This window comes from Pseudomonas helleri, assembly GCF_001043025.1.
Lineage (GTDB): Bacteria > Pseudomonadota > Gammaproteobacteria > Pseudomonadales > Pseudomonadaceae > Aquipseudomonas > Aquipseudomonas helleri.
Genome location: NZ_JYLD01000003.1, coordinates 448,941 through 461,005, shown reverse-complemented (window position 1 = coordinate 461,005; position 12,065 = coordinate 448,941). Strand labels below are relative to the sequence as shown.

Genomic DNA, 12,065 nt, shown 5'->3' with positions numbered 1-12,065 from the left:
CTGTTCAACGGTTCATTCACGAATCAATGAGGGGTAACAGGTGCCGCCTTGACGGTGCTGCCGTATTCATTGATGTAGCTGAGTTCCAGCGTGTCGCTGTTTTTCAGCGCGATCGGCGTGGTGACGGTGCTGCCGGGCTTGATCACCTCGGGCATGCCTTTGCTGGCCGTGTTGTTAATCAGCAAGTCACTGACGACTACGTTGTAGCCCGACGGGTTTTGCACCGTCAGTTTTCCGCCTTCAGCACGCCATTGCAGTTTTTCAACAGCCTCAGGCAGAGAACCCTGCAAGCCGGCAGGGCGGTAGAACAGTTTGATGGTGGTCTTAAGGGCAATCTGCAGCACGTTCTGGCTGCTTTGCTCGGCACTCTTGGCCGGGATCGCTTTGACATTCAGTAAAAACAGGCTTTCTTTGTCGGTGGGCAGGCTTTTAACGTTGGTGGCGATGATTCGCAGGATGTTCTGAGCTTTGGCGTCCAGGCGGAACAGGGGCGGCGTGATGATGAACTCATCTGCACTGTCATCCTTATTGTCATAAGGGCTGACCCACGATTGCACCAGATACGGAACGCCATCTTCGCCCGAGTTTGAGAGTGATAGGTTGGCTTCCTTTTCCTTGCTTTGGTAGACGACGCGTGTGGAGCCGACATTGACGCCTGCCTGAACGTGGGGCAGCCAAAAGCCTGCTGCCAACGCCAAAAAGGCTGCAACTTTTAAACGCATGTAGAGGTCCTCTTGTTAACGCCAGAGCCCGTGATTAGTCACGAGCCCTTGCGTTAATAAAAATGAGTTACTTGTAAGTAACGTCGAAGGTAGCCAGCGCGTTAACCTGACCGGTACCGATACCACGGGTACCTGGTGCACCCTCGGTGCCTGGGGTATCAGCCACAAGGCGTACGTAGGACGCTGTAAAGTCAAACGTGTTGGACTGTGGGCGCAGCACGTAATCGGTGCTGGCGGTGTTCAAAGGCAGTTTGTCGCCGGTACGGGCGTCAGCGATCTGGATACCCACGCCAGATACCTGATTAGAACCGACCATGCCCAGTACGGTGGCGTCCGATGCCGCTTGTTGGCCGCTGAACTTGATGGAAGCGTTCTTCAGGGTCGAACCGCTGCAGTTTTCCAGCGAGATCGAGAACGGTGTAGCACCCGAGGTCGCGACAGCGCCTACAGTGTTAGGGAAGTCAGCAATACGGACCTGGCCCATATCAACCGACTTCTTCACGCTTTCGCTGTTGATGGTGCAGGCGTTATCGTTGACGCTGCCAGTGAATTCAACTTGACCATCAGCTGCGTGTACGGTGGCAGCTGCCATTGCGATCAGCAGCGTGGAGCCGCACAGCGCAGTGTATTTGCCGATTGTTTGAAACATGAGAGATGCCCTCTGCAAGAAATTATGTGTGATATCCATTTTTGATCGTCCCCCCCCTGTTCACGGCTCGCCGCAGCAGGTGTTGCATAGGATGCAATTTGCCGGGCTTGAGCCCCATCAGACGATTCCTGTTTTCGTAGGCACTATATTTTTGGGCCGCAATGCCCCTGATAGGCTCTCTCATGAAACAAGCAAAAGTACGCCTCGGTGCCTTGGCACTGAGTTCACTCAGACTCAATAAATTGCTGCTCCTGCTGACCGGGCTGGCCCTGCTGTTGGTGAGCATGAGTTATTGGGCGGTTAACCGGGTGTTGAAGGAGGAGGGCGAGAAGACTGATTTTCACTTTGCGCGGCTGATGGAAAGCATTCATGAACATGAAGCCTTTTTGCGCACGGCAGCCGAAAGCTATGGCCAGGATAACGAGAATCTGTTGGAAGACAGTGTGCCGCGCTCACACACCGAGTTGATGCGTCAGGCCGATGAGCGTTTGTTTCAGAGCCGCGACACCGCCAAATCACTGCCCTTTACCGTCAGCCAGCGCGATAAGTTCAGCGCTGAACAAATGGCCGGCGTTTACTCGTTTGGCGTGCAGTTGACCGATCTGTTTGCCGCCTATTGGTCCGATTCCCATTACACGGCGCCCCAAGTGTTTGTCTTTTCACCCACCGACCTGTTCACCATTGCCGTGCCCGGTATTGATGGGGCCCGGCAGTTCCCGCTGCTGCAAAAATTCAACTTCTTTGAGGTGACCAAACGCCTGTATGACCAGCTTGTCACCTTGGGTCCCAAACTCGATGACAACCAGGTGTTATGGGTACGTGCCCCGGCCGGCCTTATCCAGAAACGCAAATACATCGTGGGCGCTATAGGTGTGGGTTTGTCTCATCGCTTTTTGCCCGGCCCAGCAGATGACGACTCCGTGATCCTCACCGCTTTGCTGGATGTCAGTGATATCAGTGACCTTGAGCGGTTGTTGATGCGCCCGAGCAAGAGTCAGCTGACGCTGATTTCGCCCGCTGGCGAGGTACTGCTGGGCGATGATCTGGATGCGTATGACTTGCCGTTTGGCATGAGTTTTCAGTCTGACGGTTTGCACTTCAAGTTGAGTTCGGGGGGCTCAGATCCTTGGGTCGGTCTGTACACCATCAGTTACCAGAACTTTTTCGGTTACGCCAAGTGGCCCTTGTTGGGAACTGTGGTGCTGGTCTTGCTGTTTGCGTTGATTGCCTGGCGCCTCAACCGCTGGTATCGCCTGCAAATCATCGAGCCTGCAAACCGCGCCAACCAGTCGCTGGCTGAAAGCGAAGAGTTCAATCGGGTCATGCTCGACAACGCACCCGTTGGTTTGTGTGTGGTGCAGCGTGGCACGGGCATCGTATTACTGGAGAATCAGCGTGCCCAGCAATGGCAGGGCACGCCTGAATTGATCGCGCTCTTGAAGCGCGACTATGCCAAGCGTGAACCGGGCGAGGTCCAGCTTGAGGTTGCCGGCCGCCACCTTCTGGTGTGTTTTGCGCTTACCCGTTACAAGGGCAAAGACGTGGTGCTGTGTGGTTTCAACGACATCACCCGGCATGTCGACGACGCCAATATGATGGAGGAGGCGCGCCGCTCCGCCGATGAGGCCAGCAAGGCTAAAACCCTGTTTCTGGCCACCATGAGTCATGAAATCCGCACGCCTCTGTATGGCGTACTCGGCAATCTCGAGTTGCTGGAAATGACCCCGCTCAATGCACGTCAGCAGGAATACCTGCGCACCATTCAGCGTTCGTCGACGGTGTTGTTTCAACTCATCAGCGATGTGCTGGACGTGTCCAAGATCGAGTCCGGGCAAATGGCGGTCGAGCCGAAACCCTTTAGCCCGCTGGATGTGTTTGAAGATGCGGTGCGCAGTTATGCCGCTTCGGCAAACAACAAAGGCCTGAAAATTTTCGCCTGCGCTGACGCCTCCTTGCCGCCTCTGGTGTGCGGTGATGCGGTGCGAATCCGTCAAATCATCAACAACTTGCTCAGCAATGCCATCAAGTTCACGGATTTTGGGCGTGTGGTCCTGCGGCTGAAAGTGACAGACATCGAGCGCGACCATGTCTCACTGCAATGGCAAGTCTCCGACACCGGTATGGGCATCAGCGAGCAGGAACTGCCGAAACTGTTCAAGCCTTTTTCTCACGTGGGGGGGAGCGAGCTGGCGGGTGGTGCGGGGCTGGGGTTGTCGATCTGCGCTCGGCTCAGTGAAATGATGGGCGCCCACTTGCGAGTAGTCAGTGAGCCTGGCTTGGGCAGCAGTTTTTCATTGCATATACGCTTGCCCATCGTGGCAGGTGCGCTGGCCAACAGTACCGACATTAATCTGCAAGGCGTGAGCGTTTATGTGCGTGCGCCGCTTAAGGATCTTGCCCAGAGCCTGACTGAATGGCTTGGCGGTTGGGGCGCGCGAGCCTTGGTCTGGTCGGATGCAGGCACTGAAGACAGTGATGCCGTGTTGCTCGACGTTGAGCCGGATCCATTGGCTGCGCAACTTTGGCAGGGCGCCCGAGTGATCGCCACGGGAACCGCGCCGAGCCTGCCGCAAAAAACAGTGCGCGGTTGGGAGGTCAATGCCTATGACATCCGCGCGATTGCCAAAACCTTGATGCAGGTGGCGCAAGGCTCTACCTGCGAACTGCCGGCCTACATCGCCGAGCCTGTTTCAGACATGGACTTGAGCGTGTTGGTTGCAGAAGACAACCCCGTCAACCGCGAGATCCTCAAGGAACAGCTTGAGGCCTTGGGCGTACGGGTGACGTTGGCCCAAGATGGCGAAGAAGCCCTGTTGCGTTGGAAAGAGGCGTCATTCGATCTGGTGATCACCGACGTCAACATGCCCAAGCTCGACGGGTATCAGCTCACCCAGCGCTTGCGTCAGTTGGACTCGGACGTACCGATTATTGGAGTGACTGCCAATGCGTTACGTGAAGAGGGCGAACACTGCCTCAAGGTCGGGATGAACGCCTGGCTGGTCAAACCCTTGAACCTTGAGACCTTACGCCAGACCTTGGCAGCCTATTCTCGGCAACCCGCAGCAGTGGCTCCGCAGGCACTACAGGAACAGGCGCCCGCTGAACATGCTGCTGACCTTGAAGGCTGGATAACCCTTTCGCCAGCCATGCATCGTTTGTTTGTGACAACCATGCAGGAAGACCTGGAACAGGCTGAGCAGGCTTTGCAAACCTCCAATACTTCAAAGCTGATCAGCTATCTGCACCGAATCAATGGTTCGCTAGCCACCGTAGGGGCTCAAGATCTGGCTGCGGCGTGCGGTGTGTGTGAAGTAACCCTGTTGCATGAGCCTTTGAATCCAGAGTCGGCCAGTGCGGTTGAGGCATTTTTGAAGCGATTGCACCGGGTTGTGCTCAAGATGATTGAGGGCGCGTTGTACCCGCCTCGATAGGCATAGCCTTGTATCGGCCATGACGCGCCTGCTTGCACTCAGGCGCGTGCTGCTTTAGTGCGTCGTCACACCATCCAGCGATTTATCCACATACGCCTTGGCCAGCTCCACCAGGTGCATGCAGGACAACACCAAACTACGCGAATGCCCGCTCAAGCCATTCCCCGCCTCACTCGCCGAAGCGCCCGCGTAGCGCAACAAGTCTGACGCTTGGGCCAAAGCCGCTTCTAAATTGACGCTGTCGGGTATGGCATACGTGGCCTGATCCACGTGCCGTGGAGGCTTATGGTCGTGCAGGTAGTAATCGAGGGCGCGATCGGTGGCGGCACGGTCTAACGACGATGCATCGCACTGAGCAGCAGTTTGCAGGGGTAGGGCGGGTGGATCGGGGACCAGCTTTTTCATTGTTACAACTCCTAGGGTGTTTAAGGAGCTGTCACTTGTCGCGACTAAACGAATGGGTGGCAGCCATGCGCAGGTTAGTCGACCGGTCACCTAGGAACCCGGCGCGCCACATGGACGCCCTGCGCACGGCCACCATAAAACGCAGGCCAAGAAAAAGCGCCTCGCGGAGGTGGCGCCTTGCGCCTAGGGAACACGGGCGACTAAACCCGACCGCTGTTTTGCAGCGATGGGCCGAGACTATTCCCCGAAATGATCAGGCACAAGCGAACGGAAGTTTCTAGGATGTTTCAGCGGATTGAAAGGGAAGCGTCGTACGAAATGGCTGATTAGCAACCTCTGTAGTCGCTGCCGCAGGCTGCGATAAGGGCCGCAAGCCCTTCAAAAGCGAGTCGCTGCGCAACCCATCGCAGCCTTCGTTCCTCGTCAGCGACTACAGGCTATTTATCGACAGGCACAAAAAAGCCCGCACTAGGCGGGCTTTCTCGTTGGTTTCATTTCATCTTGCGATGTGGTGAAACCGGTGTTTGGTGGCTACACAGGGACTTGAACCCCGGACCCCAGCATTATGAATGCTATGCTCTAACCAACTGAGCTATGTAGCCGATGGCGCGCATTATTCCCTCGTAAGGGGGGTGTGTCAAGCAAATATCTGAAAATTTTCTCTGCGCTATCAAACGCTTAAGGTTTCTCGGGGTTCGGATGGCACTGGCTTGTTAAAAAATGGCACATTGGGGCACTTGCACGTGCATTCATCTGTTGCCTGGAAACCCTTATGGCTATTAGCGACACTCCAATAAAAACAACGCCAGACCTTCAAATGCCTCAAGCCAGCCCGTTAGTCCTGCGCATTATCGGGGCCGTGGCGTTGGCGCATTTGATCAATGACTTGATCCAGGCGGTGTTGCCGTCGATCTATCCGTTGCTCAAGGACAAATACGATCTGACCTTCACGCAGATCGGTCTGATTACCCTGACCTTTCAACTCACCGCGTCGCTGTTGCAGCCGTGGGTGGGTTATTACACCGACCGTCATCCCAACCCGCTGTTATTGCCGTGCGGCATGGTGTGTACGCTGATCGGGATTTTGATGTTGTCTCAGGTCGGCAGTTTTCCACTGATTTTGCTGGCTGCCGCGTTGGTCGGGGTGGGCTCGTCGACCTTTCACCCTGAGGCCTCGCGGGTGGCGCGGCTGGCGTCGGGCGGGCGGTACGGGTTTGCTCAGTCTACGTTTCAGGTGGGCGGTAACGCAGGGTCGGCGTTCGGGCCGTTGCTGGCCGCCGCCATCATCATCCCCTATGGTCAGGGCAACGTGGCCTGGTTCGGGTTGTTTGCGCTGTTTGCGGTAGGCCTGCTGTATGTGATCAGCCGCTGGTACCGCACGCACTTGAGCCTGTTCAAGCTCAAGGCCGGGCAGAAGGCGACACATGGTTTGTCCAAACGGCGTGTGCTGAGCGCGCTGGTGGTGTTGGGGCTGCTGGTGTTCTCCAAGTATTTTTATATGGCCAGCCTCACCAGCTATTACACCTTCTTCCTGATTCAGAAATTCGACGTCTCCATCGCCAACTCGCAGATGTACCTGTTTTTGTTCCTTGGGGCGGTAGCAGCGGGGACGTTCTTTGGCGGTCCGATTGGCGACCGCATCGGGCGTAAGGCGGTGATCTGGTTCTCGATTCTGGGTGTCGCGCCGTTCACGTTGCTGCTGCCGTATGCGGATCTGTTCTGGACCAGCGTCCTCAGCGTGGTGATCGGTTTTATCCTGGCGTCGGCGTTCTCGGCGATTGTGGTGTATGCCCAGGAATTGGTGCCGGGCAACGTGGGCATGATCGCCGGTATCTTCTTTGGCTTGATGTTCGGCTTTGGCGGGATTGGTGCGGCGTTGCTGGGGCATCTGGCCGACATTCACGGTATCGAATACGTCTATAAGCTCTGCTCATACCTGCCGCTGTTTGGTGTGCTGGCAATCTTTTTGCCGCGCACCAAAAAGGTCTGATTGCTGTAGTCGCTGTCGAGGTACGAAGGCTGCGATGCGGGCCGAAGGACCGCCATTCAGGGGCGCTGCGCACCCCATCGCAGCCTCATCCTTCGGCAGCGACTACGTGTTTTGCGCGCTGGCACTAAAACTCTGCAACGCGCTTTCGACGGTGCTCAAATGCTGCAGGCAGATTTGCCACGGCGCTGACACGGCTTCGACCTGTTGGTCGTCATAGGCGGCCAACACCGGCTGCTGCGTATCGCCGGCAATCGCTGCACAGCCTGAGGCGACGCTGGCCAGCCGTTCGTGCAGCGCGGCGGGTGGCGAGCCCTGTTCTTTGCGCATGGCGTCAGCAAAGGCCTCAGAGAACAGCAGGGCGCTGGCGTACAAGCGCACGGCGTGTCGCTCGTAACGGCTGGCTATGTCTTTGACTTCCCGCGAGGCAAACCGTCCGCGCAACGTCCAGCGTGCAGTATTGCGTGCGCTGGCAATGCCGTTCTCAAGGGTGATGAGGCTGTCGTGAGCACCCGAGAAAATAAACACCGCGTGCTGCGCGCTTTTAGCGTCGTTCTTTTCAAGGGCTGTCAGGCTTTGGCCGAAGCCTTTGGCGAGTTTTTCCAGCAAGTCCTTGGCCGAGTCATCAATGATCCCGATGGGGTTGGGTGTCAGCAAGATCTGGCTGAACATCAAGCCCACCCCCGCGCCCACCACCACATCAAGCATGCGCACAACACCTGCGCTCTCCGGGCCGACCGCCAACATCAATACGGCTGACACGCCTGCCTGAATTGGTACGACAGCGCCCAAGCCGTACAGCGCGGCGATGGCAATGGCCGAGAACGTGGCGAAGCCGATGCGCAGCAGCGGGTAGCCATCCGGTAACCACAGCGCGGCTTCCCCGATGATAATCCCGGTGGCCACGCCGACCATTAAACCGACCGCTTGCTTGCCATGGCTGGGCAGGCCGGGCGCCAGGCAAACAATCGCGCTGATGGCGGCAAACACCGGGTGCTCGTGGCCGAATAAGTGCTTGGCGAGGATCCACGCCAGTGCAGCAGCGATGGCTGAGGCCAGGGCATCGCGCCAGGCCGTGGTCCAGCGAAACTGGATTCGCTCAATAAGAGGAGTGGTGAAACGGTTGAAGAACACCTTGGACAGCATTGCGACTCCCTACACAGTCAGCCTTTAGGTCTTGGGATTAACCATAGACTGTTTGCCTGGCGCAGTGTTTGTCGGGGTAAAACCCGGGCCAAAAAAAACCGCGCCTGGGCGCGGTTTTTTAGACGTGTGTTGGTTTACACGTTGAAGCGGAAGTGCAGGACGTCGCCGTCTTTAACGATGTAGTCCTTGCCTTCCAGACGCCATTTGCCGGCCTCTTTTGCACCTGCTTCACCCTTGTACTGGATGAAGTCTTCGTAGGCGACCACTTCGGCGCGGATAAAGCCTTTCTCGAAGTCGGTGTGGATCACGCCAGCCGCTTGTGGGGCGGTAGCGCCTACTTTGACGGTCCAGGCGCGTACTTCTTGAACGCCGGCGGTGAAGTAGGTTTGCAGGTTGAGCATTTCGTAACCGGCACGGATCACACGGTTCAGGCCTGGCTCTTCAAGGCCCAGGGCCTCAAGGAACATGTCCTTTTCTTCGCCGTCTTCAAGCTCGGCAATTTCAGCTTCGATTTTGTTGCATACCGGAACAACGGTAGCGCCTTCTTCTTCGGCAATGGCTTTCACCACGTCGAGCAGCGGGTTGTTTTCAAAACCGTCTTCGGCCACGTTGGCGATGTACATCACCGGCTTGGTGGTCAGCAGGTGGAAGCCCTTGATGATTTGCTTCTCATCGGCGTCCATGTTCTTGATCAGGCTGCGTGCTGGCTTGCCCAGGGTGAAGTGGGCAATCAGTTGTTCCAGCAGGGCTTTTTGGGCAACCGCTTCTTTGTCGCCGCCTTTGGCGTTACGTGCGACTTTTTGCAGTTGCTTTTCGCAGCTGTCGAGGTCGGCGAAGATCAGCTCAAGGTCGATGATCTCGATGTCGCGCTTAGGGTCGACGGTGTTGGAAACGTGGATCACGTTTTCGTCTTCAAAGCAGCGCACCACGTGAGCGATAGCGTCAGTCTCACGGATGTTGGCCAGGAACTTGTTGCCCAGGCCTTCGCCTTTCGACGCGCCGGCTACCAGGCCCGCGATGTCAACGAACTCCATGGTGGTCGGCAGGATGCGATTCGGTTTAACGATCTCGGCCAGTGCTGCCAGACGCGGGTCGGGCATCGGCACGATGCCGGTGTTCGGCTCGATCGTGCAGAAGGGGAAGTTCTCCGCTGCAATGCCGGATTTGGTCAGGGCGTTGAACAGGGTGGACTTGCCGACGTTAGGCAGGCCGACGATGCCGCAGTTGAATCCCATGGTGTTTCCCCTCGGAAAAAGAGTCAGGCCTTCTGGCTGTGCAGGTTTTTCATCGCGCGGTTCCATTCACCGGCGAGGATATCCGGCAGCACGCCGAGGGCAAAATCGATGCTGGCGTCCAGTTTTTCCTGCTCGGCGCGTGGCGCACGACCCAGAACAAAGTTGGACACCATGCTCGCGACGCCTGGGTGGCCAATGCCGAGCCGCAGACGGTAGAAATTATTGTTGTTTCCCAGTTGCGCAATGATGTCACGCAAGCCGTTATGACCTCCATGGCCGCCGCCCAGCTTGAGCTTGGCAACACCCGGTGGGAGATCGAGTTCGTCGTGGGCCACCAATATGGCTTCTGGCGCAATGCGGTAGAAACCGGCAAGTGCCGCAACGGCCTGGCCGCTTCGGTTCATATAGGTGGTGGGAATCAACAGACGAACATCCTGACCCTGATGGCTAAAACGTCCGGTCAGGCCAAAATATTTACGATCGGCAACGAGATTGACCCCGTTTGCCGCCGCGAGGCGCTCAACAAAAAGGGCCCCTGCGTTATGCCGGGTCTGTTCGTATTCGGTGCCTGGATTTCCCAGGCCAACGATCAGTTTTATGGCGGTCACGACAAGGGCCCTTCTATAGAGTTATGGATCACATCGCCGCTAACGGTAGCGGCGAAAACAGACAAGAAAACGGGTTTACCTGAGTAAACTTCGCGATCTTGTCCGCTTTACTCGCTGCGTGTTAGCTCGCGATGTTTCTCAAAACTCCAACGACAGAGTAATGAATTACTCAGCGTCTGCTTCTGGTGCAACACGTGGAGCGTGAACGTTGGCTACTGCCAGGTCGTTACCGTGTGCCAGAGCTACGAACTCAACGCCTTTAGGAGCGGTGATGTCCGACAGGTGAATGATCGAGCCGATTTCGGCGTTAGCCAGATCAACTTCGATGAATTCAGGCAGGTCTTTTGGCAGGCAGGAAACTTCGATTTCCGCGATAACGTGCGAGATCTCGCCGCCTTTCTTAACCGGAGCAGCTTCACCAACAAAGTGAACTGGAACGATTGCAGTCAGCTTTTGACCAGCAACAACGCGTACGAAGTCAGCGTGCATCACGTGGCCTTTAGCCGGGTGACGTTGCAGAGCTTTGATGATCACGTTTTGCTTAACGCCGCCAACGGTCAGTTCGATAACGTGGCTGTAAGCAGCTTCGTTTTCGAGCAGTTTGGCAACTTCTTTAGCCAGCATGCTGATGGATTCAGGGGCTTTGTCGCCACCGTAAACTACAGCTGGAACCAGGCTTGCGAGACGACGCAGGCGGCGGCTCGCACCTTTCCCCAGGTCGGAACGCACTTCAGCATTCAGAGTAAAATCGTTCATGTTGTATCTCCAAAATATCCACACCCGCCCTAGCGTTTGCGACCAGCGCTATGGACGGTATGGGCAAAAAAGCCCCGCCCCAACAGGCTGTTGGGGCGGGGCGCTTTTCGTCAACGGATGTCAGAGCAGGGCAGGGCCCTTATCTGAACATCGCGCTGATCGATTCTTCGTTGCTGATGCGGCGAACCGCTTCAGCCACAACCGGTGCGATATCCAGTTGACGGATACGCGCACAGGCTTGTGCGGCGGCGGACAGCGGGATGGTGTTAGTCACCACCAGCTCATCCAGCACAGAGTTCTCGATATTCTCGATTGCCCGACCCGACAGCACAGGGTGTGTGCAGTAGGCGAACACTTTGGCAGCGCCATGCTCTTTCAAGGCTTTAGCCGCGTGGCACAGAGTGCCGGCGGTATCGACCATGTCGTCAACCAAAATACAGGTACGCCCTTCGACATCACCAATGATATGCATCACTTCGGAGTGATTGGCTTTCTCACGGCGTTTGTCGATGATCCCCAGATCCACGCCCAAGGATTTGGCAACAGCACGTGCACGCACGACGCCGCCGATATCCGGGGACACAATCATGAGGTTCTCAAAGCGCTGATCTTCGATGTCATCCACCAATACTGGGGAGCCGTAGATGTTATCTACAGGAATATCGAAGAAACCCTGAATTTGGTCAGCATGCAAATCAACCGTGAGAACACGGTCGATGCCGACTACGGTAAGCATGTCAGCAACAACTTTTGCGCTGATAGCCACACGTGCGGAACGCGGACGGCGATCCTGACGGGCATAACCAAAGTAAGGAATAACAGCAGTAATACGAGTTGCTGAGGAACGGCGGAAGGCATCAGCCATCACGACGAGTTCCATCAGGTTATCGTTGGTCGGAGCACAAGTCGGCTGAATAATGAAAACGTCTTTACCGCGAACATTTTCATTGATCTCAGCGGTAATCTCGCCGTCGGAAAACTTGCCGACAGAAATGTCACCGAGAGGGATATGCAGCTGACGTACGACACGCCGAGCCAGATCGGGGTTAGCGTTCCCCGTAAAGACCATCATCTTGGACACGCGCAGTACCTGAAGGCTGAGGGTAACCTGGATGAGTATAAGAAA

Annotated in this window: 10 protein-coding genes and 1 tRNA gene; 2 read left to right on the top strand and 9 right to left on the bottom strand. The window is 56.4% G+C overall.

Features of this window, described 5'->3' with window-relative positions; all coding sequences use genetic code 11:
- Positions 1-23: 23 nt before the first annotated feature.
- Both TU84_RS07570 and TU84_RS07565 read right to left on the bottom strand, forming a co-directional pair.
- Positions 24-722: a fimbrial biogenesis chaperone gene (locus TU84_RS07570; protein WP_048368421.1), complete on the bottom strand. Its 699-nt coding sequence runs from the start codon at positions 720-722 to the stop codon at positions 24-26.
- Positions 723-789: 67 nt separating this feature from the next.
- On the bottom strand, positions 790-1,371 hold the full coding sequence (locus tag TU84_RS07565) for a fimbrial protein (RefSeq protein WP_048368420.1): 582 nt from the start codon (positions 1,369-1,371) through the stop codon (positions 790-792).
- A 182-nt stretch (positions 1,372-1,553) separates the two neighbouring features.
- Here TU84_RS07565 and TU84_RS07560 point away from each other — a divergent pair, with 182 nt between their 5' ends.
- The gene (locus tag TU84_RS07560; protein ID WP_048368419.1) at positions 1,554-4,802 is read left to right on the top strand and encodes a hybrid sensor histidine kinase/response regulator; all 3,249 of its coding nucleotides are present in this window, start codon (positions 1,554-1,556) and stop codon (positions 4,800-4,802) included.
- Positions 4,803-4,856: 54 nt separating this feature from the next.
- Here TU84_RS07560 and TU84_RS07555 read toward each other — a convergent pair whose 3' ends face one another.
- Positions 4,857-5,207, bottom strand: a complete 351-nt coding sequence (locus tag TU84_RS07555; protein WP_048368418.1) for a DUF6124 family protein — start codon at positions 5,205-5,207, stop codon at positions 4,857-4,859.
- 525 nt (positions 5,208-5,732) lie between these two features.
- Positions 5,733-5,809: transfer RNA gene (locus tag TU84_RS07550), tRNA-Met, on the bottom strand.
- Positions 5,810-6,024: 215 nt separating this feature from the next.
- Here TU84_RS07550 and TU84_RS07545 point away from each other — a divergent pair.
- Entirely contained in the window at positions 6,025-7,197 is a 1,173-nt protein-coding gene (locus TU84_RS07545) for an MFS transporter (RefSeq protein ID WP_088500373.1), read from the top strand.
- A gap of 102 nt (positions 7,198-7,299) precedes the next feature.
- Here TU84_RS07545 and TU84_RS07540 read toward each other — a convergent pair whose 3' ends face one another.
- The 5 genes from TU84_RS07540 to TU84_RS07520 form a co-directional block, all read right to left on the bottom strand.
- Complete coding sequence (locus TU84_RS07540; protein WP_048368416.1) at positions 7,300-8,340, bottom strand: FUSC family protein; 1,041 nt, start codon at positions 8,338-8,340, stop codon at positions 7,300-7,302.
- A gap of 134 nt (positions 8,341-8,474) precedes the next feature.
- Positions 8,475-9,575: a redox-regulated ATPase YchF gene (gene ychF / locus TU84_RS07535; RefSeq protein WP_048368415.1), complete on the bottom strand. Its 1,101-nt coding sequence runs from the start codon at positions 9,573-9,575 to the stop codon at positions 8,475-8,477.
- A gap of 23 nt (positions 9,576-9,598) precedes the next feature.
- Positions 9,599-10,183: an aminoacyl-tRNA hydrolase gene (gene pth, locus TU84_RS07530; RefSeq protein ID WP_048368414.1), complete on the bottom strand. Its 585-nt coding sequence runs from the start codon at positions 10,181-10,183 to the stop codon at positions 9,599-9,601.
- Between the two features lie 165 nt (positions 10,184-10,348).
- Complete coding sequence (locus TU84_RS07525) at positions 10,349-10,939, bottom strand: 50S ribosomal protein L25/general stress protein Ctc (protein ID WP_048368413.1); 591 nt, start codon at positions 10,937-10,939, stop codon at positions 10,349-10,351.
- Between the two features lie 139 nt (positions 10,940-11,078).
- Positions 11,079-12,020 (bottom strand): ribose-phosphate pyrophosphokinase, encoded by a 942-nt coding sequence (locus tag TU84_RS07520; protein ID WP_003171603.1) that lies wholly within the window; start codon positions 12,018-12,020, stop codon positions 11,079-11,081.
- Between the last annotated feature and the right edge of the window lie 45 nt (positions 12,021-12,065).